The 25816-nt window shown below is 38.5% G+C and carries 30 protein-coding genes; 4 read left to right on the top strand and 26 right to left on the bottom strand.

What is annotated here, in order from left to right:
* Positions 1-46 precede the first annotated feature (46 nt).
* The 8 genes from ccsB to MHB39_RS06435 all read right to left on the bottom strand — a co-directional run bounded on the left by ccsB (position 47) and on the right by MHB39_RS06435 (position 7982).
* On the bottom strand, positions 47-1228 hold the full coding sequence (ccsB, locus tag MHB39_RS06470; RefSeq protein WP_016995170.1) for a c-type cytochrome biogenesis protein CcsB: 1182 nt from the start codon (positions 1226-1228) through the stop codon (positions 47-49).
* Positions 1225-2901: a cytochrome c biogenesis protein ResB gene (locus tag MHB39_RS06465; RefSeq protein WP_016995171.1), complete on the bottom strand. Its 1677-nt coding sequence runs from the start codon at positions 2899-2901 to the stop codon at positions 1225-1227. The genes ccsB and MHB39_RS06465 overlap by 4 nt, the downstream gene beginning before the upstream one ends.
* Positions 2902-2907: 6 nt before the next feature.
* Complete coding sequence (gene resA / locus MHB39_RS06460) at positions 2908-3447, bottom strand: thiol-disulfide oxidoreductase ResA (RefSeq protein ID WP_004232210.1); 540 nt, start codon at positions 3445-3447, stop codon at positions 2908-2910.
* 318 nt (positions 3448-3765) lie between these two features.
* Positions 3766-4497, bottom strand: coding sequence for a pseudouridine synthase (locus tag MHB39_RS06455; RefSeq protein ID WP_004232209.1), 732 nt, complete (start codon positions 4495-4497; stop codon positions 3766-3768).
* A gap of 301 nt (positions 4498-4798) precedes the next feature.
* The gene (locus tag MHB39_RS06450) at positions 4799-5386 is read right to left on the bottom strand and encodes a hypothetical protein (RefSeq protein WP_339280660.1); all 588 of its coding nucleotides are present in this window, start codon (positions 5384-5386) and stop codon (positions 4799-4801) included.
* A 103-nt stretch (positions 5387-5489) separates the two neighbouring features.
* Positions 5490-6560, bottom strand: coding sequence for a serine hydrolase (locus tag MHB39_RS06445; RefSeq protein WP_258860300.1), 1071 nt, complete (start codon positions 6558-6560; stop codon positions 5490-5492).
* A 77-nt stretch (positions 6561-6637) separates the two neighbouring features.
* Positions 6638-7231 (bottom strand): SMC-Scp complex subunit ScpB, encoded by a 594-nt coding sequence (gene scpB, locus MHB39_RS06440; protein ID WP_016992995.1) that lies wholly within the window; start codon positions 7229-7231, stop codon positions 6638-6640.
* Complete coding sequence (locus MHB39_RS06435) at positions 7203-7982, bottom strand: segregation/condensation protein A (protein WP_016992993.1); 780 nt, start codon at positions 7980-7982, stop codon at positions 7203-7205. Before MHB39_RS06435 ends, scpB begins: the two co-directional genes overlap by 29 nt.
* Positions 7983-8037: 55 nt before the next feature.
* Here MHB39_RS06435 and MHB39_RS06430 point away from each other — a divergent pair, with 55 nt between their 5' ends.
* Positions 8038-8544: a DUF309 domain-containing protein gene (locus MHB39_RS06430; RefSeq protein WP_258860299.1), complete on the top strand. Its 507-nt coding sequence runs from the start codon at positions 8038-8040 to the stop codon at positions 8542-8544.
* Here the strand turns inward: MHB39_RS06430 and MHB39_RS06425 are convergent.
* The 12 genes from MHB39_RS06425 to MHB39_RS06370 form a co-directional block, all read right to left on the bottom strand.
* Entirely contained in the window at positions 8541-8912 is a 372-nt protein-coding gene (locus tag MHB39_RS06425; protein WP_016992990.1) for a GNAT family N-acetyltransferase, read from the bottom strand. The genes MHB39_RS06430 and MHB39_RS06425 overlap by 4 nt on opposite strands.
* Positions 8913-9111: 199 nt before the next feature.
* Positions 9112-10431 (bottom strand): diaminopimelate decarboxylase, encoded by a 1320-nt coding sequence (gene lysA / locus MHB39_RS06420; RefSeq protein WP_036080153.1) that lies wholly within the window; start codon positions 10429-10431, stop codon positions 9112-9114.
* A gap of 222 nt (positions 10432-10653) precedes the next feature.
* Entirely contained in the window at positions 10654-12102 is a 1449-nt protein-coding gene (locus MHB39_RS06415) for a spore germination protein (RefSeq protein WP_036080156.1), read from the bottom strand.
* A gap of 15 nt (positions 12103-12117) precedes the next feature.
* The gene (sigF, locus tag MHB39_RS06410; protein WP_009370709.1) at positions 12118-12909 is read right to left on the bottom strand and encodes an RNA polymerase sporulation sigma factor SigF; all 792 of its coding nucleotides are present in this window, start codon (positions 12907-12909) and stop codon (positions 12118-12120) included.
* Between the two features lie 10 nt (positions 12910-12919).
* On the bottom strand, positions 12920-13360 hold the full coding sequence (spoIIAB, locus tag MHB39_RS06405) for an anti-sigma F factor (RefSeq protein ID WP_016992986.1): 441 nt from the start codon (positions 13358-13360) through the stop codon (positions 12920-12922).
* Positions 13353-13706 carry an anti-sigma F factor antagonist gene (spoIIAA, locus tag MHB39_RS06400; protein WP_004232181.1) on the bottom strand — a complete coding sequence of 118 codons (354 nt, stop codon included), beginning with the start codon at positions 13704-13706 and terminating at the stop codon, positions 13353-13355. The genes spoIIAB and spoIIAA overlap by 8 nt, the downstream gene beginning before the upstream one ends.
* 239 nt (positions 13707-13945) lie before the next feature.
* Entirely contained in the window at positions 13946-15196 is a 1251-nt protein-coding gene (locus tag MHB39_RS06395; protein ID WP_342546035.1) for a thymidine phosphorylase, read from the bottom strand.
* Between the two features lie 13 nt (positions 15197-15209).
* On the bottom strand, positions 15210-16391 hold the full coding sequence (gene deoB, locus MHB39_RS06390; RefSeq protein ID WP_016992981.1) for a phosphopentomutase: 1182 nt from the start codon (positions 16389-16391) through the stop codon (positions 15210-15212).
* A gap of 98 nt (positions 16392-16489) precedes the next feature.
* Positions 16490-17392, bottom strand: a complete 903-nt coding sequence (gene xerD / locus MHB39_RS06385) for a site-specific tyrosine recombinase XerD (protein ID WP_016992979.1) — start codon at positions 17390-17392, stop codon at positions 16490-16492.
* A 175-nt stretch (positions 17393-17567) separates the two neighbouring features.
* On the bottom strand, positions 17568-18032 hold the full coding sequence (locus MHB39_RS06380) for a Fur family transcriptional regulator (protein WP_008174639.1): 465 nt from the start codon (positions 18030-18032) through the stop codon (positions 17568-17570).
* Between the two features lie 122 nt (positions 18033-18154).
* On the bottom strand, positions 18155-18667 hold the full coding sequence (locus MHB39_RS06375) for a hypothetical protein (protein WP_036080164.1): 513 nt from the start codon (positions 18665-18667) through the stop codon (positions 18155-18157).
* A 53-nt stretch (positions 18668-18720) separates the two neighbouring features.
* Entirely contained in the window at positions 18721-19278 is a 558-nt protein-coding gene (locus MHB39_RS06370) for an NUDIX hydrolase (protein ID WP_333005553.1), read from the bottom strand.
* Positions 19279-19354: 76 nt separating this feature from the next.
* Here MHB39_RS06370 and MHB39_RS06365 point away from each other — a divergent pair, with 76 nt between their 5' ends.
* Positions 19355-20254: an aldo/keto reductase gene (locus MHB39_RS06365; protein WP_342546034.1), complete on the top strand. Its 900-nt coding sequence runs from the start codon at positions 19355-19357 to the stop codon at positions 20252-20254.
* Positions 20251-20730 carry a VanZ family protein gene (locus MHB39_RS06360; protein WP_342546033.1) on the top strand — a complete coding sequence of 160 codons (480 nt, stop codon included), beginning with the start codon at positions 20251-20253 and terminating at the stop codon, positions 20728-20730. The genes MHB39_RS06365 and MHB39_RS06360 overlap by 4 nt, the downstream gene beginning before the upstream one ends.
* Before the next feature lie 16 nt (positions 20731-20746).
* On the opposite strand, the gene MHB39_RS06355 is transcribed toward MHB39_RS06360, so the two are convergent.
* From MHB39_RS06355 to MHB39_RS06345, 3 genes are all read right to left on the bottom strand, one after another.
* Positions 20747-21253, bottom strand: coding sequence for a GNAT family N-acetyltransferase (locus tag MHB39_RS06355; RefSeq protein WP_342546032.1), 507 nt, complete (start codon positions 21251-21253; stop codon positions 20747-20749).
* A gap of 178 nt (positions 21254-21431) precedes the next feature.
* Positions 21432-21698 carry a YqkE family protein gene (locus MHB39_RS06350; RefSeq protein ID WP_036080173.1) on the bottom strand — a complete coding sequence of 89 codons (267 nt, stop codon included), beginning with the start codon at positions 21696-21698 and terminating at the stop codon, positions 21432-21434.
* A gap of 23 nt (positions 21699-21721) precedes the next feature.
* Entirely contained in the window at positions 21722-22906 is a 1185-nt protein-coding gene (locus MHB39_RS06345; protein ID WP_081977524.1) for an acetyl-CoA C-acetyltransferase, read from the bottom strand.
* Positions 22907-23113: 207 nt separating this feature from the next.
* Between MHB39_RS06345 and MHB39_RS06340 the strand changes: the two genes are divergently transcribed.
* Positions 23114-24085 carry an alpha/beta hydrolase gene (locus tag MHB39_RS06340; protein ID WP_342546890.1) on the top strand — a complete coding sequence of 324 codons (972 nt, stop codon included), beginning with the start codon at positions 23114-23116 and terminating at the stop codon, positions 24083-24085.
* 48 nt (positions 24086-24133) lie between these two features.
* Here the strand turns inward: MHB39_RS06340 and MHB39_RS06335 are convergent, their stop codons facing one another.
* The 3 genes from MHB39_RS06335 to sirA all read right to left on the bottom strand — a co-directional run bounded on the left by MHB39_RS06335 (position 24134) and on the right by sirA (position 25493).
* A complete protein-coding gene (locus MHB39_RS06335) occupies positions 24134-24604 on the bottom strand; it encodes an S-ribosylhomocysteine lyase (protein WP_342546031.1) in 471 nt (156 codons plus the stop codon).
* A 145-nt stretch (positions 24605-24749) separates the two neighbouring features.
* The gene (locus tag MHB39_RS06330) at positions 24750-24968 is read right to left on the bottom strand and encodes a YneF family protein (protein ID WP_342546030.1); all 219 of its coding nucleotides are present in this window, start codon (positions 24966-24968) and stop codon (positions 24750-24752) included.
* A 99-nt stretch (positions 24969-25067) separates the two neighbouring features.
* Positions 25068-25493: a sporulation inhibitor of replication protein SirA gene (gene sirA / locus MHB39_RS06325; RefSeq protein ID WP_004232148.1), complete on the bottom strand. Its 426-nt coding sequence runs from the start codon at positions 25491-25493 to the stop codon at positions 25068-25070.
* Between the last annotated feature and the right edge of the window lie 323 nt (positions 25494-25816).

The following is a 25816-nucleotide window of genomic DNA, read 5'->3' as shown; positions in this document are numbered from 1 at the left end:
AAAGAAAGCCTCTTCGCTACAGCGAAAAGGCTTGTTGCTTCACAGGTTACGCGTAGGAGTGTAAACCTGCTAGAATTAAGTTAACAGCAATTAGGTTGAATAAAATAATCCCGAAACCAATTAATGCTAACCAAGCAGATTTTCGACCTTCCCAGCCTTTTGATAGACGTAAATGCAGGAATGCTGCATAGAATAACCATGTAATAAGAGCCCATACTTCTTTTGGATCCCAACCCCAGAAACGACTCCAAGCAATTTGTGCCCAAATCATCGCAAAGATTAAAGCACCAAGGGAGAATACAGGGAAACCAATCAGCACTGAACGATAACCAATTTCATCAAGTAATTGTAAATTGACACGTTTAACAAGTGGTTGGAAAATGGCACTAATTCGACGGCGAGCAATTAAACGAATTAATAAATACAACACAGATCCTACCATTAATGACCAAACAACAGTTGTTAATTTTTTCGCATTAATTAATGCTGGCATTTCTACTAATGGCGACATGCCATGTTCTTCTATCACTTCATATTCATTCATACCGAATACTGGAGGTAAATTGTAAATAATTTTACGAGTAGTTCCTTCTTTATCCACATAATTATAACTAGACTCATAATCCATCGCACTAAATGTAGATGTAACTGCAACAAACCCAACAACTACTACAAGACAGTACATAACGGCCTCTAACCAAAAACGTTGTTTAGAAGGCTTTGTTAAATCAACTACTTTTAATAAGTAAATAAGTCCTGCCACAGCACTTATCGCTAAAATAGATTGTCCTAATGCAGCTGTAATAACGTGAATTGTTAACCAATGACTTTGTAAAGAAGGCACTAACGGGCTTACTTCTTTTGGGAACATTGCTGCATAAGCGATGATCAAAAGCGCAACTGGCAATGCCACTAATCCAAGTGCAGTCAAACGATAAATAAAATAAATTAAGATAAACGCGCCGACAATGAACATACCAAAGGCAGTTGTAAATTCGAACATGTTACTTACTGGCGCATGTCCTGTATAGATCCAACGCGTAATAAAATAGCTAAGCTGTGATAGGAAACCAATAATGGTAACCACAATGGCAAGCTTGCCCCATTTATCAGTATTTTTACCAGTAGCATTCGCTTGCTTAATTGAACCACCAAATAATAATGTCGCTACTAGATAAGCAATAAATGCTACAAATAGTAAGTTTCCACTTATGTCAATCAAACTCATAAGGTGTTGTCACCTTCCTTTTCTTTAATGCCACCATTTGTGGACTCTTCGCTAGCCTCATCTTTCTCTAACTGATCTATATATGGAGGCAATGCAGCAAATGTTGTAACAGCATCTAAATCCTTTTTCATGCTGAACATATTTTTGTTGACATGGGCAGCCATTAACACACGGCCGTCTGGTTCCACTTGAAGCCATAGACGACGATGATTCCAGTAAGAGCCAATCGCAACACCGATCATAAAGATGACACCACCAACAAACAGAATAGGGATGGTACTATCTTTACGTACTGTAATACCTGACATATCACGCATTTCTGCACTAGCAAATTTCATTCTATATTTATTTTCACCAAGTGGTTCTAAAGGAGGCTGCATAATTTCAACAAAGCTTACTTCTCCTTCAGGTGTTTCTGGTGTAGTCATTTTAAATAAAAATGCAGGATTATTTGGAATAGACGTTTTAGTCTGAGGTTCACCATTTTCAAATCCATCAAAATCAGGTGTATAGACAAGAATTTGAACGGATGAACCATTCCCTAAATCATATTCCTTTTTAGGATTTGTTAAATCAATCTCTACCTTACCTAATGATTTCTCTGTTGTCTTATTAATTAATTCAAAGTTCATTTGTTTTAATTCATTTAGACGATAATCCATCTGGTAAAGCGCAAAGCCATCTTCTTTCAAAGGATGGTTTACACGAATGGAATAGTCTTTTACTTTTTCTAGATTTTCCGTATCACCTGGTAATGCGTCTTCAGGTTGCTTGTATAGTGTAATATCGGTCTGGAAGTTTTTAGCCACTACATTCACACCCTGTTTAACTTGCTCGCCTTGAGGTGTATTATCATGTGTTTCTAAAATAAAATCACGGTTTTCAATGAAATAGCCTTCCATTCCAGTGATAGCTCGTGTTTCACCTTCACGCACCCATATCGATTCATCAACATAGAATCCTGGGACTAGACGTAGCATGACACCACCTAAAAAAATGATGAGACCTACATGGTTTATGTACGGACCGTAACGAGAAAAGCGTCCTTTTTCAGCTAAGAGAGCGCTACCATCTCGACGAACAGAATACTTCATCTCAGTCATTTTTTGAGCCACTTTATCAAGCGTTTCCTCCGCACTGGCTGACACTTGTCCTTCTGCAACAATGCGCTGACGCTTCATAAAGCTTTCATGTCTTTTAACACGTTGATTCTTTAATGATTTATAAAGTGGAATGCCTCGGTCAAGACTTGCCACTATAATTGATACCGCTAGCATACCAACCAAAATCTGGAACCACCATGAGCTATATAAATCCGAAAGCCCCAACGTATAATAGATTTTACCGAATGTACCATATACGTCTGCGTAGTAAGCCCCCTTCTCCATATCAGAAGCTTTTACGTAAAACTCTTGTGGTAGTAATGTTCCGACTGAAGCAGCAATTAATGTGATAATAATTAAGGATATACCAACTTTAACACTTGAGAAGAAATTCCATATTTTATCAACAAATGATTTGTTATATGTTTTGGAGCGAATGGCCATACCATCATAGCGCATATCAACAACCTTATTTTGTTTTTCTTCCTCGGTTAAAGGACGACCACATTTCTCACAAAGCTTCGTGCCGTATGGATTACTATGACCACAAGCACAAATGATTTTTTCCATCGTCATTTACTCCTTATTTGGCTTCACTAATTCCATGTACGAAGCAATATCCTTCTCCGTCATTTCACCTGTAATAATTTTGGCCACTTTGCCTTCTGGATCGATTAGCACTGTTGCAGGTAATTGACCTACATTATAAGCAGTCATAACACTTTTTGTTTTATCGATAACTACTGGAAATGACAACCCATATCGATCGACAAAATTCTGTACTTCAAAATCTGTTTGAGCAATATTGACAGCTAATGTTTGTACACCATGATCTTTAAATTCTTGATACTGATTGTCCATCGCAGGCATTTCCTTCTCGCAAGGCTTACACCAAGTTCCCCAGAAATTTAAAAATACCCCTTGCCCTTTATAATCCGACAATTTATGTTTTTCACCGTTTAAATCTACTAACGTGAAGTCAGGTGCCTCAGAGCCTACTGCTACTAACTCTACTTTTTCCTTTGTTGCTGTTCCATATACTGTGTACCCGATTGCCAACGCTAACACAGCTAAAATGACAGTTCGCAGTACAAGACGTTTTTTCTTTTTCTCCAAGTTAATAAACCCCCTATCAATTACGGCTTGCGTTTGCTTTTACATAAGGAAGAGACAAATAGAACTTTTTCATGCTCTATACGTCTATAAGTATGTAAAAGCTTCTTTCACATTGACGTCAACAATACCGGATTAAATGTGTTACAGCTTTTTTGAACAAACTGCTACTAGGTGTACTATTCTCACCTATTATAGCAAAATGATACAAAAACACTTAGCTATTAATTATGAATGATTTATGAACGATTTCACCACAAAGAAAGTGTAAACATCCAAATACCTCTTGTGGTATCCACACTTTCTTCTGGCAAAATTGCATTAATCAAGCTTTCCTGTTTCTGCTAACACACGTAGTTGCTTTACTTCATGCTTTGATAATTCACGGTATTCTCCTGGAGCAAGGCCAAATAAATCTAAGAAAGCAAAGCGTTCGCGTTTTAATTTGACAACGGGTGTTCCAATCGCTTCAAACATACGACGAACTTGACGATTGCGCCCTTCATGAATCGTGATTTCACAAATAGCTTTGCCCGCTTTTTCATCGAAAGATGTCATGCTTACCTTAGCAGGTGCTGTCTTACCATCCTCTAATTTGATCCCTCGTTGAAGCTTTTTAAGCCCTTCAATTGTTGGCACACCTTTGACACGAGCGATATAGGTTTTGTCAATTTTAAATTTCGGATGTGTCAACATATAGGAAAATTCCCCATCATTTGTCAATAGCAATAATCCAGATGTATCATAATCAAGACGACCAACTGGGAAAATACGTTGCGGAATATGATGAAATAAATCTGTGACAGTTTTGCGTCCTTTATCATCTGTAACTGCAGAAATTGTTCCACGTGGTTTGTAAAGTAAGAAATATACCTTATCTTCTTTTTCTAGTTTTACACCTTCTACTTCAATTGTATCGGAATTAGATACCTTTGTTCCTAACTCACGAACCACTACACCATTTACTTTAACTTTACCTTCTAAAATCAATTGCTCTGCCTTGCGCCTTGACGCAACGCCTGCATAGGCAATGACCTTTTGTAATCTTTCCATTTTTTTCACCTCTAGTTTTCTTTCACATTGACACGTTCGTCATCATTCGATTTCGATCCAATGAATAGGGTTATTTTTCCCGCTAATCTGTGAAAATTATGTCATACTTTTAGACATTATTAAAGAAAAACAAATTTCACATTTTTTATTTGAGTATTCCAAATAATTTCTCATTCGCTAATTTCTTAACATTTGAACCGAGATTTTGTTTTGTTTACTAGCAGTATACTCATTTGGTAATCATGCGAATCGATTGTATAATGTTTATTTTGACAGAAAAAAAGCTACCATTCGGCAGCTTTTATTTGTATACATTTTCAATTGTTAGGCCACGTTGCTTTAACTCATTGGCTATATAGTTTTTAGCCAGTATCATGTTGCCTGCCAAAGGTTCCTCCATTGTTGAACCGTCTTGAAATGTAAAAACCAGATGATCAGGCTTTGTCACTCCACTTTTTTCTAGATTAACCTGCTCAACTTTCACTATTTCTTCCCACTCGACAAAATTTACTTTTAAACTAAAAAATGGATTCATATGAATACCTCTCGAATCTATCCATTTATAAGTATTAAAGCTTAATGCGATAAAACCTAAGGCAATTAATAAGGAAGCAGACACTAGACCACGTTGAATATTCTTTCTTTTTTTCGTTTTAGGTATGATCAAATAATTGATTAGTAGTACGAGGGCCATAACAAATAAAGAGACCATAAAGATAATATAAGCATTAAAATAAGGTGCAAAATAATAAAATTCATTAGGTCGATATAGCATCTCTTGAATTGGATATAGTAGAATGACAGGGACAATTAAACTTGATAAGAATAAGACAATTATTAGCCCAAATTGAATTTGTCTACCTTTACTTTCCATAGAAGCATTCCTCAATTTCCTCACCCCTTTTTCGAAAATTAAGAATTCTATCTTCATTATCATTCTACCAAATTTAACACTAATTAATCAAATAATGTAAAAAATCAGCAAATCGTTTTTAACGATCCGCTGATTCAACTTTTACTGGCGTTGCATAAATACGTTCTTCCCCTAAAAAGATCGACAGGACTGCTTCTTGACGTTTCCTTGAAACATGTAATACTTGCCTCACTTGTTCTTTTTCCTCTTTATTTAATTGGAGTCGAATAGGCTCTTGTAAACGAATAGCCAACTTTTTATTGACATTGTATTTACCCTTCTTCACTACTGTTTCAAGACTATAATCTTGCCATACTTTATTGGATAAGCCTCGATGTACATTCCAATCATCTGATTCATTTAATGTGACGACAATGCAGGTTTGCCCATCCTTTTGAAAGGCCGTTGCAAGTGTTCGTCCAGCAACTTTAGTAAAGCCTGTTTTTCCAGCAAATGCAGTACCAGTGGCTGACTTTAAGGAACTAACAGGCTGCTCTGTCTCATCATCTATATCTGCTGCTATTCCTGAACCTTCTCTTAATAGACGGTGTTTATTTTCCCATAGCATTCCGTTTACTGTATTTGCCCGATAAAGTACCGTTGAAGCAATTTTCTCAAATGTTTTATTTTGCAAAGCAAGTCTTAACATCTCCGCAGTATCTCTTGCAGACGATAAATGCTCATCATGATGAAGACCAGAAGGATTCATAAAGACGGTATTAGTAAGACCTGCAATAACGGCTCTTTCATTCATTAATTTGACAAAGCCCTCGACAGATCCCCCTACATGTTCGGCTAAAGCTGTTGCAGCATCATTGCCTGAACGTAGCATTAAGCCATACAATAACGTTTCAACTGTCACCGTTTCACCAGCCTGTAAGTAAATAGAACTCCCCTCAGCCATAGCAGCCTTCGGAGATATGACGACTTCTTCCTGCAAGTCACTATTTTCAATTGCCACAAGTGCTGTCCAAATTTTCGTTAAACTAGCAATAGGTAATCGTTCATCGCTATTGGACCCTATTAAAATCCGTCCTGTATCGCCATCTAAGACAGCATAGCCGCTTCCTCCTCTTGCTAAACTAGTTTGAGGAAGCATGACCATTAACACAATAATCATGATCAGTGTTAAACGAAATAACCGAAGCAACGAGCCACTCCTTATTCAATGTGATAGGAATTTATAGATTTATATTTATGTTGAAGGCAACGCATTATACCTAACCATTATTTTGCCCCGCTAAATGTCTCTTGGAATTTTGTCATAAATAAATCTGTTTCTTGTTCTGTTTCAGCAAGGTCCTCTTCAGGTAGAGGAGGCATTTCTTCTATACTATTTAAGCCAAAATAATGTAAAAATTCTTTTGTTGTTCCATATAAGATGGCACGTCCAGTCCCTTCTGACCGACCTACCTCTTTAATTAATCCTCGTGAAACTAACGTCTGGATTGGGCGTTCACACTTGACACCGCGCAAATCTTCTATCGCTACACGTGTAATGGGCTGTTTGTATGCCACTATTGCCAACACTTCGAGGGAGGCTTGAGATAAGGATTGTGCCGTTGGATTTTCTACTAATCTTTGAATCGTATCGGCAAACTCAGATTTTGTAATGAGCTGATAGACGCCTGCAATTTCTTTCACCGTAATTCCTCTTGCTAAATCTTCTTCATAGGCTTCTCTCAATGTATTCATTGTTTGAAGGATCAGCTCTTCCTGTTCTCCTAAAAGTTGTGAGAGTTGTTTAATCGTTAAGCCATCATCTCCCACAACAAACAATAAGGCTTCAATTTTACTCTGTAACATCAATGTTTTCGTCATCTTCCCATTCCTCCTTCTGTAAGGTAACCATTAATTCTTCAAAGTTACCATCTTGCTCTACGATGACGACCTGACGCTTCATCAGTTCAAGAAGGGATACAAACGTTAGAATAAGTGTTGGCTTATCTTCATAGGGAAAAAGCTCGAAAAACGATGCACGTCCACCTGTTAATCGTAAAGAATCCACAACAGAACGCATTTGATCTTTTACTGATCGTTCCTGCCTTGCTACAGTTGTTTTTAATGGTTTCTTTAATTTTTTGCGACGCATCAATTTTTGAAATGCTCCAAGCATATCATAGATATTCACATTCAAATCAAATAAAGCCATCTGTTCTTCTGAGGCTAATCCTGTTAAATCAGCAGGTGGCCTCGTAAATACCTGAGCTCGGTCTGTTTCAAGCTCTTGCAAATTACTTGCTGCTTCCTTGTACTTTTTATATTCGATTAAGCGTTGCACCAATTCTTCACGAGGGTCAGGGCCGTCCACTTCTAATTCTGCGTCCTCCATCTCTCCTTCGTGAATTGGCAATAACATGCGGCTTTTAATTGCCAGCAACGTTGCTGCCATTACTAAATATTCACTTGCTTCATTTAACTCCAGTACTTGCATTGCATGTATATGGTCGATATATTGTTGTGTAATTTCAGCCATTGGGATATCATAGATATCAATTTCCAATCTGTGAATTAAATGCAATAATAAATCAAGAGGCCCTGAAAAGGCTTCTAATTTTACTTCATAAGACATTATTTTACCACCCTGAGATTCTATGTTCTTTTAGTATAGTGGAAAGGAGTCCAAAATGCATCCACAGCATCATACTTTATTTATAGATTACTGTGCTTATTTTAATGGCAATCAAGATTTTTTTGAATGCCATGAAGTGCTAGAGGAATATTGGAAGGAAATTGCTCCTGGTGATAAAACGCATCCGCTTGTCGGCTATGTACAGCTGGCAACAGGCTTCTATCATTGGCGACGTGGTAACAATACTGGTGCTAAACGAATTTTAGAAAAAGCACTTCATAATTTTCAAGTAAATGAAGGGCATGTTTTTTTCCAAGAAATTGATTATCCTGAACTCCTAACACAAATAGCAAAAGCTATCACTTTGATTAAAACGGGCAAGTCCTTTCAAACTTTCCAGCTCCCTCTCTCACCTCACTTGCTGGATTTAGCGCTAGCACGTATAAAGCTTTTGCCATCAAATAGCTCAAATTATCTTCTTCATAAACATATGCTTCGAGATCGCTCACATATTCTTGCAGAGCGACAAGAAAGCAAACAAAGAAAAAGCAGACGTTGTTAATCGTCTGCTTTTTCATCGATACAATGAATACATTTTTGAACAAAACTGCGTGTTTCATCTGTAGCACGCACACTTTCATATTGGCCAATTTCTGCCACTTCTTGAAGCATCTCAGTTGCTACTCCCTCTCCCCTATAGGAAGGGATCACCGACACGTGCTGGATTGTGGCTATATTATGCTCATCAACAACAAGCCCTACAATGCCAACATATTCATCATTCTTTTTCCATAAGTATAAAACCCAATTATCGTCATTTTCATAGGAGTGGATGGTTTCTGTAAGCTTTTTTACGTCTTTTTCGTTAGGCATAAATGAAAGTAGCCCCATTGCTATTTTCTCTAAAGCTTTTTTATATCGAATTAACATATTTGTCTATTCCCTCTTTTTCTAGCTGTACATAATCTTTGACTATCCTACACGATTTGTACTTTTACCGCAAGCCAATTTCTGTCTTACGAACCAGGTCCGAGAATACCTTTCGACGCCAACACCCAATAGACTACGCCCCATAATAAAATAAATGTTGTAATGGACGCTAGTAATACCCTCTTATTTTTCCTCAAATTTACTCACCCTTTTTTAAAGTTAGCGGGAGATCGTTTTGCACAATATCTTCATAACTTTCGCGGCGAATAGCTAGTTGATGCTGTCCATCCTCTACAAATACAACTGCAGGTCTTGGCACACGATTATAGTTACTAGCCATCGAATACCCATACGCACCTGTACAGAAGATGGCTAACACATCACCTGAAGCAGCATCTTGTAGTTTAGCATCAATAATTAATTTATCGCCAGATTCACATAATTTACCAGCAACTGTATAGAGTTCATCTTTCGGCTCGTTCGCCTTACTTGCGATGATTGCCTCATATTTAGCGTCGTATAATGCGGGACGGATATTATCACTCATACCGCCATCAACAGCAATATATTTTCGCACATCTGGCACTGTTTTTTGTGAACCGATTGTATAAAGAGATGTTCCTGCATCACCTACAAGTGATCGACCTGGTTCAATCCAAATTTCCGGCATCTTCAGTCCAAGAACAGTTGCTTTATTTTTGACAACTGTAATCATATCCTCTACATATACTTGTGGTTCAAGCGGTGCATCTTCTTCAGTATAACGAATACCAAAGCCCCCACCTAAGTTTAACACAGTACATGTAAATCCGTGAGTCTTGTTCCAATCAGAAATTTTGTCAATCAATTTTTCTCCAGCCAAGCCAAAACCAGCAGTATCAAAAATTTGTGAGCCAATATGGCAATGTAAGCCAAGTAGCTCTAGGAATTCATGGTTAAATGTCTGTTGGAATGCTTCATCTGCTTGACCATTGTTTAAGTCAAAGCCGAATTTTGAATCTGCTTGACCTGTCGTGATGAAATCATGCGTATGTGCTTCAACACCTGGTGTAACACGTAATAATATACGCATTTTTTGCTGACGGCGCTCCGAAATATCTTTCAAAAGCTGTATTTCATAGAAATTATCTACAACAATACATCCAATCTTGGAGTCAAAAGCTAGCTCTATTTCTGCATTGCTTTTATTGTTACCATGAAAATGAATGCGCTCTGCAGGGAAACCTGCCTTTAATGCAGTAAATAATTCTCCACCAGATACAACATCCAATGATAAATTTTCTTCTGCTGCTAATTGATACACCGCTACACATGCAAATGCTTTTGAAGCATAAGCTACTTCTGCTTTTACGCCTAGTTTTTTAAACGTATCGATAAAGCTACGCGCACGCTTACGAATAAGTGCAGTATCATACACGAAAAGTGGTGTACCATACTCTTTTGCTAGCTCTAGTGTGTCTACCTGTCCAATTGTTAAATGACCATTTTCAGAAATCGCTTGTGTTCCATATAAATGCATGTGCATCTCTCCCTTTTCACATCGTTCCATCTTGTTATTTTTACGGCTTGATAGGGGATTGTTCTTTACTGTTTAGAGCCATCCCATCAAGAAATTATTTCCATCCACATAAAAAAACAAATGTATAGTACTTGCTTTTTCTTGAATGAAAATAATTTTTGCAAAAATCACAAAATACTATATGTGAACTTTATCACATGAAAAAAACGAGTGCAACGGCTCCTATGATCTTTTTCGCTGTTTGGAAGCGACTACATAAGGTCTTAGTGCGTCCGAAGTCATTGGGAAACGAATGATGACACGAAGCATCGCTGTTGGAAAGAATGGAACAAGCGGCCATAAATAAGGTGCTTGCATTGGTCGCAATGAACATAAATACGTAAACAATAAAAATAAACCAATAAATAACCCATTGACACCCCAGAGACCCGTCATTAGAAGTAACAGTAACCTAAAAATTTTAATGGAGATACTGAGCTCATAGGATGGAATAATGAAAATAAGAATGGCGGCAACTGCTGTATAGAGGACCACCTCTGATGAGAATAATCCAACATCAATTGCAATTTGACCAATGATTACCCCCGCAACCAATCCCATCGCTGTGGATAATGGTGACGGAGTATGAATGGCGGCCATCCTCAAAAATTCAATGCCAATATCTGCAATCAAAATTTGTAGCAATAAAGGTACATGCGATTTCTCCTCCGTACCTAAAAAGGAGAGGGCATCTGGAAGTAGGGATTCATTCGTTGCAAATACATACCACAACGGCAATAAAAGTAAACCCATAACTGAGCCAAAATATCGCATAAAACGTACAAACGTCCCTACGGTCGGTGCCTGACGATATTCCTCTGCATGCTGTAATAAATGAAACACCGTAACAGGCACTAAAATAACGGATGGAGAAGTGTCGACTAATATAGCTATATGCCCTTCAAGTAGATGAGCTGCAGCAATATCGGGCCTCTCCGTATAACGTACAAATGGCACTGGGTGGAACTTTTGTTTAAAAAGCCATTCTTCTAATGATTTATCAGCCATCGTCAAGCCATCATGATTGATTTGTCCAAGACGCTGTCGTAAACTTTCGAGCATATCTTCATTGGCAACATCCTTCATAAACGCGATCGCCACGTCGGTTTGACCGATTTTGGATATTTTATGTAGCTCGAAACGTAAATTACTATTGCGAATTCGTCTACGTATTAAAGCCGTATTTTGAGAAATTCCTTCTGTAAAGCCATCCCTTGAGCCACGAATAACTTTTTCATTATCTGGCTCTTCAGGAGAACGTCCTGGATAGTTTCTAAGCTCTGCAACATAGCAATAGCCACTTTTAGTAATAAAGGTGACTTGTCCACTCAAAATGGATAGTAAATAGGCCTTACGCTCTGTTTCCTCTGAACGTCCATGGAAATTAAAATAGGACTCAAAATATTCCTTCTCATCCTCTACATCAATCTCAATGTCCTCATCTGGAAGCATGCTAGACAGTAATTGTGTTAAAGCTTCTCCATCTACAAGCCCACTAATATATGCACAAAGGACCGGCAAATCCTTGACAAATAAGTGTTTAATACCAACGTCAAACGATTCGCCGTCACCAAATTGTTCTATAAGAAAATCTTCGGCTTCTTCTAAGCTGTTAAATAATTTATTTGTCATGCTGTCACCATTTTCTTAGATGTCTTTTTTTATTACTTCCTGCTCCACTGTTGCGCTTGTTGCCATCCAACTTTTCAGCTGGGCAAGGATTTTTTTCTCTAATCGGGATACTTGTACCTGCGATATACCTAACCTATTTGCAATTTCAGTTTGCGTGCAATCTGAAAAATAGCGAAGATATATGATAGACTGTTCTCTTGGCTCAAGTCTCGTTAGTACTTCTTTCAACGGGATATAGTCAAAGGGTTGCTCCGATTTTTCATCCTTCATTTGATCCATTAGTGTAATGGAATCCCCCTCACTCTCATACAATTGCTCATGAAGAGAGGCTGGGTCTCTCAATGCATCGGATGCGGTAACAATTTCCTCAGTTGTCACACCAAGCACCTGAGCAAGCTCTTGAATGGTTGGTGGATGTTCGTTCTTTTTAATAAATTCATCTGTAGCATGGCGGATTTTAAAATTGAGCTCACGAATAGAGCGGCTCACCTTCACCATGCCATCATCTCTTAAAAAGCGTTGAATTTCTCCAATGATCATCGGTACGGCATAGGTTGAAAATTTCACATCATAGGTTAAATCGAATTTATCCACAGATTTCATGAGCCCAATGCAGCCAATCTGGAATAAATCCTCAAGCTCAACACCTCTCGTTGTAAAACGTTGAACAATGGACCACACAAGTCTCGTATTGCCTTCTACCATTCGTTTACGAGCCTCATGATCGCCCTGCTGTGCACGTGCAATTAAATCACGCATTTCCTCCTGAGACAATAGCTTATCGGACGACTGTTCTAACGGCTTCACGGGCTTAACCTCACATTACCGCTGTGCGAACTGTGTAGAATTTCTTCGTGAATGTTACAGTTGTTCCTTCTTGCCATTTTGATATAACTGTTAGCTGATCTGAAAAGCTATCCATAATCGTGAAGCCCATACCTGAACGCTCCATCATACCTTTTGTTGTAAATAATGGCTCCATTGCTCGACTAACATCTTCAATTCCTATCCCTTTATCCATGACAGATACTGTCACAATATCATCCTCACGTTTAGCATGAACTGTCACAATACCCTTACCATCTTCTTCATAGCCATGAATAATAGCATTGGAAACCGCTTCTGAGACAACTGTTTTAAATTCTGATAGCTCATCAATAGTTGGGTCTAATTGTGCAATAAAGCCTGTAACAGCTACACGCGCTAAAGCTTCATTTTCACTAAGTGCCAAAAAAGTTAATGTCATTTCGTTATCCATTTACAATCCCCCTAACGCGATCAATCGCTTGTTCCTCTGTTGCATCCATCATCCACGGTCCTAACCCTGAAAATTGAAATACTTTTCGCATTGTTGGCGATGGATTCAATAATATAGTTCGCCCAGCAACTGCCTCTAGCTCACGCATACGACCAAGCACTAAACCAACTCCTGAACTATCCATAAAAGATAGTCCTTCCAAGTTCCAAATGATGGTCGTCACAGTGCCTTGAAAAATTGCTGCAGAAATTTTCGCTCGAATTTGTTCCACTGCATGATGATCGAGCTCCCCAAACAAACGTATAACGACTGTCTCTCTTGTGACCATTTCTAATTGATAATGCATGAACATCGCCTCCTCCTCGTGCAATTCCACATTCCTTAGGGTGAATCCTTGCGGCTGACAGAACTAGTGCAAAGTCTTCCGAAATAGTGTCTAATCGACATACTTATAGCTTTTTAGGTTAAGTGCAGTATGGGATAAATCAACAATTTCTAAACGCTATCGAGCTCTAAATTTTGGCGATTCATCGAACACACAAAAAAGCGAGAACCCTCATAAGTGAGGGCTCTCGCTAATAATCTTTATGCAATTGTATAAGCTTGCTGAATTTTATTAATTGTCTCTTCGTCAATTGGCTGATTTGAATACAAATAAGCAATCGTATCGCCATTATTAACATGATCACCTTTTTTGGCGATTAGCTGAATTCCTGCATCATAATCTAACTTTGATTCTTTCGTTAAACGTCCAGCGCCTAGACTAACACTTGCTTCACCAACTAATAAAGCATTTATAGTTTCCACAGTGCCTTCTGAAACCGCTGTCACTGCTACTTTATGAGCTGTGTCATTTTGAACAATATCAGAGACTACTCCGCCTTGCGCCACAATAAACTCCTCGAATTTTGCAGCAGCAGAGCCATCTGCTAGCACTCCCTTAACAGCAGCTGTCGCTTCCGCTTCATTCACACCAGCCGCAATTTGGTACATCAAGGAAGCGATGACAACACATTCATCAACCAAATCTTCATGCGTTTCTTCCAAGCGTCCACTTAATAGGGCATAAGCCTCTACTACCTCAAGCTTATTACCAATCATTTTCCCTAATGGATTATCCATATCACTAATATGTGCGATGACTTTACGGCCAAGTTTTTCACCAATGGCCGTCATTGTATCTGCTAAACGCTGTGCTTCTTCCTGCGTCTTCATAAACGCACCAGAGCCACATTTTACATCCAGTACAATACCATCGGCACCACTAGCAATTTTTTTACTCATAATCGATGCGGCGATTAGTGGAATAGAATCGACAGTACCTGTCACATCACGCAATGCATATAATTTTTTGTCGGCTGGTACAAGATTACCTGTTTGTCCAGCAACTGCAATTTTATGCTGATTGACATTATCAATGAATTCCTGGGATGAAAGCTCTGTTTTAAAGCCCTGAATGGATTCAAGTTTATCAATTGTTCCCCCAGTAATCCCTAAGCCTTTACCACTAAATTTCGCAACAGGAATTCCGAGAGCAGCAATAATTGGCGTAACAACAAGTGTGACCTTGTCACCAACTCCCCCTGTTGAGTGTTTATCAATTTTGAAGCCTTCAATAGATGTTAGATCAATGACGTCGCCTGATTCGATCATTGCCTTTGTTAAATAAAATGTCTCATCATCTGACATACCTAGTAAACGTATCGCCATTAATAAAGAGCTTGCTTGATAATCTGGGATTGAGCCTGTCGTATAGCCTTCAACAAAATACTGAATTTCAGCTTGAGAAAGCTCTAATCCTTGTTTTTTCTTTTCAAACAATTGAACCATATTCATACAAAAAACCCCCTTATTTCAAATCATGTAAGAAACTTTTACCGAATGGTGGTGCTTCTACATGAAAGTTTTCTGCAACCGTTGCTGCAATATCAGCAAAAGTTTCACGTAGCGGAAGTTCCGCCCCACCTTTGAAACGTGGTGAATAGACAATTAGTGGTACATATTCACGTGTATGATCTGTCCCTGGGAAGGTTGGATCATTGCCATGATCTGCTGTAATAATTAATAAATCGTCCTCTGACATTGCCTCTAGAATTTCTGGTAGACGTGCATCAAATTCCTGTAATGCCTGTCCATAGCCTAGTGGATCACGACGATGACCGAAATTGGCGTCAAAGTCTACTAAATTTAAGAAGCTCAGACCGTGGAAGTCACGACGTACAACTTCTGCAAATTGATCCATACCATCTCTATTATTTTTTGTACGTACAGAATCTGTCACACCTTCACCGTTGAAAATATCCGAGATTTTTCCAATAGCAATGACATCTAATCCCGCATCCTTCAAAACATTCATCGTTGTTCGACCAAATGGCTTTAACGCATAATCATGACGATTGGATGTACGAGTAAAGTTTCCAGGTGTCCCCACAAATGGTCGAGCGATGACGCGACCTACTAAATATTCAGGCTGTAATGTTAATTCACGAGCAATTTCGCAAATTTTATATAGCTCTTCTAGTGGAATGATTTCCTCATGAGCAGCAATTTGTAAAACAGGATCGGCTGATGTATAGACTATAATCGCACCTGTTTCCATATGCTCCTTCCCGAAGTCTTCAATCACTTGTGTACCACTTGCTGGTTGATTGCATAGCACTTTTCGACCTGTACGTTTCTCTAGCTCATCAATTAGCTCCGCTGGAAACCCATCTGGATACACTTTAAATGGTTTATCAATATTTAGTCCCATGATTTCCCAATGGCCTGTCATCGTATCTTTACCAACTGATGCTTCTTGCATTTTACCGTAGTATGCTTTAGGGTCAGTAGTTGCATGCATTCCATGCAATGGTTCAATATTCGCTAAACCAAATGACTCCATTACTGGCATTGTAAGCCCATTCATTTTTTCAGCGATATGTCCTAGTGTATGTGCGCCAACATCCCCAAAATTTGCAGCGTCTGGCGCTTCACCAATACCTACGGAATCCATGACAACAACATGGATTTTGTTAAATGGTTTATTCATAATGGTTGCCTCCTAATCTCATGACTCTATTTTACCAAAAAAATGCGAAAAATAAAGGTCAGACATCCGACTGAAATATAATTTTTTCCTATTAACTTTTAAGCACGTGGATGGAATTGCTTATAAACCTCAGATAATCTTGTTTTGCTAATATGTGTATAAATCTGCGTAGTAGATATATCTGCATGACCAAGCATCTCCTGTACCGCTCGTAAATCAGCTCCATTTTCAACCAAATGAGTGGCAAAGGAATGACGCAATGTATGTGGTGTTAATTCATGTTGGATGCCTGCCTTTAAGGCATGCTCCTTCATTAATTTCCAACAACCCTGCCTTGTTAAACGTTTCCCTCTTTGATTAATAAAAAACGCATCTGTTTTGGGGTACTTTCCCTGTAATTGACCACGAGCACCATTTAAATAGGCATTTATTGCCGAAAGTGCGCTTTTGCCGAGTGGTATGATTCGCTCCTTGCCACCCTTCCCAAATACACGTACAAAGCCCATAGTTAAATGAATATCAGCTAAATCCAATGCAATAAGTTCACTGATGCGCATACCAGATCCATATAATAACTCTAGCATAGCAAGATCACGTATACCTTGTGGCTTACTTCGATTCGGAGCTGTTAGTAAAGCTTCAATCTCTTCGATCGATAAGATATTAGGCAACTTTTGCTCAATTGTCGGCATTTCCAAATGGACTGTCGGATCGGTTTCTGCCCGCTTTTCTCGTAATAAAAATTGGTGGAAACTCCGAATAGATGAAATATGACGGGCAACGGTACGACTTGTCTTCCCCTGTGCCCGCAATTGCTCTAAATGGCGTAATATAGTTGTCCGTTCCACCACACTAAAATCAGACATACCTTCTACTTCCTTTAAAAAATGCACATAGCTTTCTAAATCTCGGCGATAGGATGCTAATGTATTAACAGATAACTGCCTTTCCACTTGAATAAAATGGATATAGTCCTCTACTGCATATTGAAATTCATTCATCACAACGCCCCCTCACTGTCAATTATTCTCTATTTTAGCATGGCCTTAAGAAATGTGCTAAAAGCCCCTCCATTCGACATAAACCACCAACTATTATGGCGTTCTATACTCCAATAAAAAAACAAAAAACTGTCCGATTCAATCTATACCAAAGATTAAAACAGACAGTTTTTTGTTAATTTTCTTCATTCGATTCGTCGTTTTTATCATGACAGCGCCAGCATATGCCGTGGAAAGTTAGTCGGTGATCTTTTATGATAAAGTTCCAACGTTTTTCAACAACGGCTTCCACATCTTCAAGCAAATCTTCTTGAATTTCATCAACAGCACCACATTCGATACAAACAAGATGATGGTGGAAATGGGCAGCTCCCTCTTGGCGTAAATCATAGCGCGATACGCCATCGCCAAAGTTGATTTTGTCGACAATTTTGAGCTCAGTTAATAATTCTAACGTTCTATAAACAGTAGCTAGACCAATCTCAGGTGCTTTTTCTTTTACTAAAAGATAAACATCTTCAGCACTTAAGTGATCCTCTTCGTGCTCAAGCAAAACAGCAACTGTTGCTTCTCGCTGCGGCGTCAGCTTGTAACTAGCACTATGCAACTGTTTTTTTATACGATCAATTCGGCTCTCCATGTGACGCCCCCCTAAACTCTTTCCATTATACCAAAGGAGTAAATCCTATTACAAGATAGTGAATAGATTTCTAACATGCTTCTACTTTTTTATCTGATCACAATTTTGGTCCATTCAATCCATCATTTTAACACATAAGAAATAACAATAAACTCAGCAACTATTATGATGAAAAATGAGATAAAATTCAACAAAATTGTCCGACCAGATACTTGTTTCCCGATTTTTCGCTTTGACCAAGCAGGTACAAGTAAATTGCATAGGACTAGCAACAATATACAATAGATAAGCTGAAATGGAAACCACCAAATCGTATAAAGCCAAAAAGCTTCAAGTTTTTGTAATAAAAAAACCGAACTAAAGCCAAAAAAAGTGGCACGCATGGCTACAGTCACACGCACTAACACCTTTAAGACGCTATGAGTTGCTAGTAATAATATAAGACCTATGGAAATAGCAACAGGCAGTACTAAACGAAAAATGGATTGCCTGTCCCCATCTGCTAAACGAGGCTCTATAAATAATATAAAGGGTTCCGCTTTCGGTCCACCAATAATATGAAAGAAAATAACGCCACAAACAAAACTTACTGCAATGATGGAAGCGTGATAAAAAATAGACACCGTACGAGACATAAACATGCTCCTTTTCTATCAAGGTTTGTACAGCTTATGCTCGTCCGTCTCTATTATGCTAAAAGATTATTTTCTAAATTTGCAGCTAGCCATAGTACTGCAAATGCTGTTTTAGCATCATATATACGTTGGTCAGCCACCATTACTTGTGCTTCTTCCAACGAAACTTCTAATAGTTCGACAAATTCATCCTCATCTAAATCTGCTTTATTATCTATTGTATATAATCCCTTCGCCACAAACAAATGAATAACTTCATCCGCAAAGCCTGGTGATGTTGCAAATGTTTGTAAAAAAGTAAGTTGATGCGCGCCATAGCCTGTCTCTTCTTCTAATTCTCGGCGTGCTGTCACTACTGGCTCCTCACCTGGCTCAAGCTTTCCAGCCGGTATTTCAATAATAGAACGCTCCAGCGCTTTGCGATATTGTTCTACTAACACTAGTTTACCCTCGTCCGTAACAGCAATCACTGCTACGGCACCTGGATGCTTAATTATTTCACGTTTTGCAACCTGTCCATTTGGTAAAGTGACATCATCAATTTGTAATTTTATTATTCTTCCGTCATAGACCGGTGTCGTTTTCGTTGTTTTTTCCTCGAACTTTTTCATTGACGATAACCTCGCTTGTTCTTCAGATATGTTCATTGTACCATTACAAGTAGAGAAATCGAAGGAGGTCATTCGTATGAAAAAAAGACAGCTTGGTACAAGTGAATTGTTTATTTCAGAGATTAGTTTAGGAGGCATGTCTCTTTCGACAGATAAAACACAAGCAGCTACCATTGTCGATATGGCATTAGATGCTGGCATTAACTATATAGATACAGCTGATTTATATGATTATGGTGCAAATGAAGAGATTATTGGCGCAACGTTAGGTAAGCGTCGTCATGATATCATCCTAGCAACAAAGGTAGGTAATCGGTGGGCAAAAGGGGTAGATGGCTGGCATTGGGATGCATCACCATCCTATATAAAAGAAGCTGTCCATGCTAGCTTACGACGTTTAGGAACAGACTACATTGATGTATATCAATTACACGGTGGCACAATCGAAGATGATTGGGATGGGATAATTGACACATTTGAAGGGCTTAAAAAAGAAGGGCTCATTCGTGAATACGGTATATCCTCAATTCGCCCTAATGTATTGCAGCAATTTTTACCTGCAAGCTCAGCTAAAAGCGTTATGATGCAATACAGTGCTCTCGATCGCCGCCCTGAAGAATGGTTTGATTTTATTGCGAATCAAGGTGCATCTGTTGTAACACGTGGCACAGTGGCAAAGGGCTTATTAACGAATAGCTGGCAACAACGTCTACAACATGTTAATGGTTTTAACACCTATACTGCTGAGGAGTTAACAACAACGTTAACAGACTTAGCCTCACACTATGATGATTTGCATGCTTTGGCTATCGCTTTTAATCTGAAAGAGCCGACAATCGCTTCTACGGTCATTGGCGCAAGCTCACAACAACAACTAGCACAAACGCTTGCTTCCTACGAGAAAATTAATTCAATAACAGATTTCAAGGTAGCTAATGAGCTAACAAAAAATGAGAACTATCAAGAACATCGATGAAAAAATGGCTAATTTTTATCATTTGTCTAGTTGTACTAGTAATTTCCTCTAGTATGACCTATGAACAACAGAGTATTCTACCAGAATTAGAAGATTTGCTTGCCAATAAACCTTTGGAAAAACAACTTTCTATTTTAAAAATTCCCTATTGGGGAACCATCGTTTCAGTGGAAGAACGAGGTTATTTTCCATTTGTAGAGTTTTTAATTCGTAAATTGACACACTTCATGGGATTTGGATGCATCGCACTTGGCCTTTACTTCACCTGGGGAAAAAGACGTTTTGCAGCAAGTATTGCTATCGGTGGATCGGCAACAATCGCGGTGCTTGATGAATTTCGTCAAAGCTTTACGCCAGGTCGTACAATGAGTGCCCAAGATGTGCTTGTCGACACAGCTGGAGCCATTGTTTTTGTTAGTCTCGTTGTTGCAGTAAGAAAAATACTCAAAAATAAAAGACAAAAGGCACAATTATAGCCTTTTGTCTTTTATTTTAAAGTTGAAACCGCCAAAAATAGAGGGACTTCGTTACTTTATACAAGTTAGCTCCTGCTTTTTCTAAAACTTGATGGGAAGCCATATTATCTGTTTCGGTATCTGCAATAACGTATTTTACATTTGGCTGATGAAGTAACCAGTTTTTAAGAGCTATGATTGATTCTGTCATATAGCCCTGCCCCATATAAGGAGGCAAAGTATAATACTCGATCACAACTTCCTCTTGCTCACTTGGTATTCCTTTTAGCATTATGCCACCAATAGCACAATTTTTTTCTTTTAATACAAGTAACCAATTTGTATGCCATAAATAGTTTTGCTCATCTTCCAATACTTTGGAAAGTCTAAAATACAATGCTTGTTTAAGCTCGTTATCTAAACTCCCTTCACCTTTTCTTAAGAGCAACTCCTCCGCCATTTGTTCCTCATGCTCTATTAGTAAATTTAGATACTTAGCGTTTAAAGGAATTAATCTTATTCTTTCTGTCTGTAATTCTACCATGTTGTTCTCCTAACATAATTTAATCGATACTAAACTACAATTAGGTATATGTTATTGGCAGCGTCTCCCGTTCGTTTAAATTCAAAGACCTCTCCCTCTATATCGACCACAGCCATATAAATTTTATGCTGTAAAATACAAAACAGTGAACCCACTTATGTGAATTCACTGTTCTCTCTTAATATTTAGTACCTTTATCGCCGTATTCGTTTAAAAGTTCTTCAAACGATTTGTTTTTTTCTCGTTGTTTACGTTCAAAAGCTAGTTTTGCCTGACGCTCTTCTTCTGCCGCCTGCTCTTTAGCAGTTAAATCTTGCTTCGCTGCTTTTAATTTTGCTAGCACATCGCCACCTAGCTGATCTGCTAATGTGACGGCCTCTTGCTTAGGTAGACTAGCTGTTACGCTATTGTCAGTATGCTGTTGCTGTTTTCGTTTCTTTCCCATTTCTATTCACCTTCTTATTGACATCAAGGGCGCTTCACAACTGTTGCTACGCCTTGTCCACCACCGATACATAGTGTGGCTAAGCCCGTTTTCACATCACGCTTTTCCATCTCATGTAATAGCGTTACCAAAATCCGAGCACCACTTGCACCGATTGGGTGACCAAGAGCAATAGCACCCCCGTTAACATTTAGTTTATCATGATTAAAGCTTAATTCACGATCTACAGCAATTGATTGTGCTGCAAATGCTTCATTTGCTTCAATTAAATCGATATCGTTTAAAGTAATATCAGCCTTTGTCAGCGCTTTTTGTACTGCTTTTACAGGACCTGTCCCCATAATTGCAGGATCTACACCAGCACTAGCATTCGCTGTAATGATCGCCATTGGTTGAATGCCTAGCTCTTGTGCTTTTTCCTTTGACATCACCACTACCGCTGCCGCACCATCATTTATACCAGACGCGTTCGCTGCTGTGACAGAGCCATCCTTTTTAAATGCTGGTCGTAGCTTACCTAAGGATTCCGCTGTCACACCTGCTCGTGGAAATTCATCTTTATTGAAAAGAAGTGGCTCTCCCTTACGCTGTGGAATCTCGACAGCAACGATTTCATTTTCAAACTTGCCAGCTGCAATCGCTGCCTCTGCGCGTTGCTGAGAACGAGCTGCAAAAGCATCCTGCTCTTCTCGAGAAATTTGATACATATCACATAAATTTTCAGCTGTAATGCCCATATGATAATCGTTAAAAGCACACCATAGGCCATCATGAATCATTGTATCTACTACCTTTTGGTCGCCCATTCGGAATCCTTCACGAGCATTTTTTAATACGTATGGAGCCTGGCTCATATTTTCAAATCCACCTGCAACAACAATCTCTGCATCTCCCGCTAAAATCGCCTGTGTTGCTAAATGAACAGCCTTTAAACCTGATCCACATACTTTATTAATTGTTAAAGCTGATACCTCTTGAGGTAACCCCGCTTTAATTGCCGCTTGACGCGCTGGATTTTGTCCAAGTCCAGCCGATAAAACATTCCCCATAATGACCTCATCGACCTGTTCTCCTGCTACGCCAGCACGCACTAATGCCTCTTTAATGACAATGCTACCTAACGTTGTCGCTGGTACGTCTTTTAATGTCCCCTGAAATGAGCCGATTGCTGTACGCACCGCACTCACGATTACTACCTCGTTTGTCATAATCATTCTCCCCTTTTCCCCGTTCAAGAATCAACACTGCATGCATATGCTACTAGCAGATATGTATATTTTAACAAATATTTTGACGATTTTCGATAATAGAAATAATCGCAGTTTTGCCAAAGATATTGTAAAATGTTGACGTGTTTTAAACAATCTTAGTTGGGAACATTACAAATAAGAAACAGCATGTGGAGGTGTTTTATGATGAAAAAGAAGATGCTTTTATTCTCTGGTATTACAACAACGCTAGCCGCAGCTGCAACAGGTCTGTTCGGCTTCGCGCTTTCCAATAAATTAATGTATATCCAACAAAAAGACCCTGAATTTATTCGGGAACGAGAAACGACAGCAAAGCGCTTTGATGAGGCTTGGTACAATAAAAACTTGAAATGTGAGCTGAATATTGATTCCCCAAATGGCTACTCAATTCGAGGCATTATGTTTCAGCCTTTGCAAACCAATAACACCATCATCATTTGCCACGGGGTTACCGAAAATAAAATAAATTCCGTGAAATATGCTCGCCTATTTGAAAGACTTGGCTATAATTCCGTTATATTTGACCACCGCCGCCATGGTGAATCTGGAGGCAAGACAACAAGCTATGGCTACTATGAGAAAAACGATCTTGATGCTGTGGTGAAAACAGTAAAAGCCATGATTGGAGAGGATGCTATACTTGGCATTCACGGTGAATCGATGGGTGCAGCAACCATGCTCCTCTATGCAGGAACAGTCGAGGATGGCGCTGATTTTTATATCTCAGATTGTGCGTTCTCTGACTTTTCTATGTTGCTCAAACAAATTGCAAAAACTGAATTTAAATATGGCTCCATTATTCCTATTCGTTTTGCTGACTTTTTTGTTCGCCTCAGAGATGGTTACTCATTTAAAAGTGTAACACCTGCCGAAGCCGTCACACATATTGAAAAACCTGTGCTCTTTATCCATAGTATTCCTGATACGTTTATTCCAGCTTCCATGTCACTCGATCTCTACAATAAAAAAACCGGTCCAAAAAAATTAAAACTTTTTGATACGGGGGCACATGCACAATCCTTTAATGAAAATATGGATGAATATGAGGATTTAATTCATGATTTTCTAGACAATTTTATTTATCAAAAAATCAATCGGGATTCTTCTTCTTCGAATGTCATTCCATTCCATTTTTAGGGCAATGAAAAACCTTGCGTCATTTTACTCGCAAGGTTTTTATTTTATTTAATCTTCAAAAATAATATGCCATTCATCACGTTTCGCTAAAAACTCTTTCGCTAATGCTTGAGCCCCTTCTAAACTATGGCTAGCAGCCCAGCCACATTGCACTTCATTGCAGGCAGGCACTGCGGTTGCCTTTGTCACATCTGTAAATGTGTTCTCTAAAATAGTTAATAAATCCTCATAATCATTATGATTGATCAATGATACATAGAAGCCTGTTTGACAACCCATTGGACTGAAATCAACAATATGATCAGAGTAATTACGGATAATGTCAGCAGATAAATGCTCTAAAGAATGTAATGCAGGCATTTCCATATGCTCCTTATTTGGCTGTTTAAAGCGAATATCGTATTTATATACTTCATCGCCATTTTGGCCCGTTTTCACACCTGCTAAACGAACATAAGGTGCCTTTACTTTTGTATGATCTAAATCAAAACTTTCTACATTTGTTTTTTCTTTTTGCAAAATATACAACTCCCTTCCGTATGGTAATTCTATTATACATAGTTTCCCGATAGAATTGTATGATTTTCAAGAATTTTTTAAATACTGTTAAAAATAAAAAAAAACAACTAGTTATGCTTGAACTAGTTGCTCTGATCATTCCAAATTACTTCTGGAATTTATTCATTTGCGCCATCATTTGACGTACTTGCTTTTCAGACGGCGTACGACCCATTTGTGCCATCATCATACGAATCATTTGCTCATTAATAGGTGGGTTTTCTTTTAAATATTTCATCGTAGCTTGACGAGCGAAATAGAAACCAAGTGCCGCGCCCGCTGCTAATGCGATAATTACGATAATAATCCAGCCCCATATAGGCATACAACCAACCTCCTCCACTACAATATACCGAGAAAAAACTCTCCACGCTCCATTATACACGAAATAATAGCGTGTTACTATATATTGTAGTGAATTTTCCTAGTGCATTGTATACTTCATCGGCTTTAACCACCCACACTCATTATCCTGTTTATTAAAAGCAATAAAACGTTCACTCATTTTAGCAAGCATTTGAAATAAATCTAAATCTAGCATTCGCGAACCTTCACAATAAACACAAATTTTACGATCTACTAAATAAATAGCCATTTTACCTTTTATCGGATGTTCTAAAAACAAAGCATTACGAGCTCTTTCTAGGTGTGCATATTTGGAATCAAGTTGATGCTCTAACATGGCTGCAATCTCCTCAAAACGAACGGATTCACATATATATGCAAGCTCTTTTAAGGATTTCTCATTGGCATCTTCACAACCTTGCATCATCTCTAACAACTTACGCTCTCTGCCAAAAATAAACGTTAAATGCTCTTCTTTTATCTTATATATAGAATAGGTTCTCACCAGAAATCCTCCTTCGCTCAGTTTCTTTTTCATAAGTATAGCTCATTCAACCTTGTTTATTTGTCAAACGAGGGAGGGATCTCTCTTCTATTTTTGTCGAAAAAATTCTAGTTTCGGGTCTATAAATGACTTTATGACAAATGGTATTTCCAACCAAAAATAATTAACATTTTTCCAAAAACAAGAAAAAGTCTTATTAAACACGGACAAAAACCTTCTATTTTGGCTGCTTAGATGAATCTCAGCCTCAAGACCTAGTTCAAAATCAATTTCGAGTCCGTTTTAGACAATCTTGTAAATAGGTAACATAAAGGTACAAACGA

The sequence above is a fragment of the Lysinibacillus sp. FSL K6-4013 genome (assembly GCF_038630435.1).
Lineage (GTDB): Bacteria > Bacillota > Bacilli > Bacillales_A > Planococcaceae > Lysinibacillus > Lysinibacillus boronitolerans.
The sequence above is the reverse complement of the archived record's forward strand: the minus strand, read 5'-3'. Positions and strand labels throughout refer to the sequence as shown.

What these genes read in the sequence shown, in the direction of transcription:
- spoIIAB (WP_016992986.1), bottom strand. Translation starts at nt 13,360, where the DNA reads ATGGATAACGAAATGACATTAACTTTTTTGGCACTTAGTGAAAATGAA.
- MHB39_RS06415 (WP_036080156.1), bottom strand. Translation starts at nt 12,102, where the DNA reads ATGACAAATAAATTATTTAACAGCTTAGAAGAAGCCGAAGATTTTCTT.
- scpB (WP_016992995.1), bottom strand. Translation starts at nt 7,231, where the DNA reads ATGACGAAAACATTGATGTTACAGAGTAAAATTGAAGCCTTATTGTTT.
- MHB39_RS06360 (WP_342546033.1), top strand. Translation starts at nt 20,251, where the DNA reads ATGAAAAAATGGCTAATTTTTATCATTTGTCTAGTTGTACTAGTAATT.
- MHB39_RS06365 (WP_342546034.1), top strand. Translation starts at nt 19,355, where the DNA reads ATGAAAAAAAGACAGCTTGGTACAAGTGAATTGTTTATTTCAGAGATT.
- MHB39_RS06430 (WP_258860299.1), top strand. Translation starts at nt 8,038, where the DNA reads ATGCATCCACAGCATCATACTTTATTTATAGATTACTGTGCTTATTTT.
- MHB39_RS06355 (WP_342546032.1), bottom strand. Translation starts at nt 21,253, where the DNA reads ATGGTAGAATTACAGACAGAAAGAATAAGATTAATTCCTTTAAACGCT.
- xerD (WP_016992979.1), bottom strand. Translation starts at nt 17,392, where the DNA reads ATGAATGAATTTCAATATGCAGTAGAGGACTATATCCATTTTATTCAA.
- MHB39_RS06375 (WP_036080164.1), bottom strand. Translation starts at nt 18,667, where the DNA reads ATGTCTCGTACGGTGTCTATTTTTTATCACGCTTCCATCATTGCAGTA.
- MHB39_RS06380 (WP_008174639.1), bottom strand. Translation starts at nt 18,032, where the DNA reads ATGGAGAGCCGAATTGATCGTATAAAAAAACAGTTGCATAGTGCTAGT.
- MHB39_RS06435 (WP_016992993.1), bottom strand. Translation starts at nt 7,982, where the DNA reads ATGTCTTATGAAGTAAAATTAGAAGCCTTTTCAGGGCCTCTTGATTTA.
- MHB39_RS06455 (WP_004232209.1), bottom strand. Translation starts at nt 4,497, where the DNA reads ATGGAAAGATTACAAAAGGTCATTGCCTATGCAGGCGTTGCGTCAAGG.
- lysA (WP_036080153.1), bottom strand. Translation starts at nt 10,431, where the DNA reads ATGCATTTATATGGAACACAAGCGATTTCTGAAAATGGTCATTTAACA.
- MHB39_RS06350 (WP_036080173.1), bottom strand. Translation starts at nt 21,698, where the DNA reads ATGGGAAAGAAACGAAAACAGCAACAGCATACTGACAATAGCGTAACA.
- ccsB (WP_016995170.1), bottom strand. Translation starts at nt 1,228, where the DNA reads ATGAGTTTGATTGACATAAGTGGAAACTTACTATTTGTAGCATTTATT.
- spoIIAA (WP_004232181.1), bottom strand. Translation starts at nt 13,706, where the DNA reads ATGCATTATCAATTAGAAATGGTCACAAGAGAGACAGTCGTTATACGT.
- MHB39_RS06340 (WP_342546890.1), top strand. Translation starts at nt 23,114, where the DNA reads ATGAAAAAGAAGATGCTTTTATTCTCTGGTATTACAACAACGCTAGCC.
- MHB39_RS06330 (WP_342546030.1), bottom strand. Translation starts at nt 24,968, where the DNA reads ATGCCTATATGGGGCTGGATTATTATCGTAATTATCGCATTAGCAGCG.
- MHB39_RS06465 (WP_016995171.1), bottom strand. Translation starts at nt 2,901, where the DNA reads ATGGAAAAAATCATTTGTGCTTGTGGTCATAGTAATCCATACGGCACG.
- MHB39_RS06395 (WP_342546035.1), bottom strand. Translation starts at nt 15,196, where the DNA reads ATGAATATGGTTCAATTGTTTGAAAAGAAAAAACAAGGATTAGAGCTT.
- MHB39_RS06345 (WP_081977524.1), bottom strand. Translation starts at nt 22,906, where the DNA reads ATGACAAACGAGGTAGTAATCGTGAGTGCGGTGCGTACAGCAATCGGC.
- MHB39_RS06370 (WP_333005553.1), bottom strand. Translation starts at nt 19,278, where the DNA reads ATGAAAAAGTTCGAGGAAAAAACAACGAAAACGACACCGGTCTATGAC.
- MHB39_RS06425 (WP_016992990.1), bottom strand. Translation starts at nt 8,912, where the DNA reads ATGTTAATTCGATATAAAAAAGCTTTAGAGAAAATAGCAATGGGGCTA.
- deoB (WP_016992981.1), bottom strand. Translation starts at nt 16,391, where the DNA reads ATGAATAAACCATTTAACAAAATCCATGTTGTTGTCATGGATTCCGTA.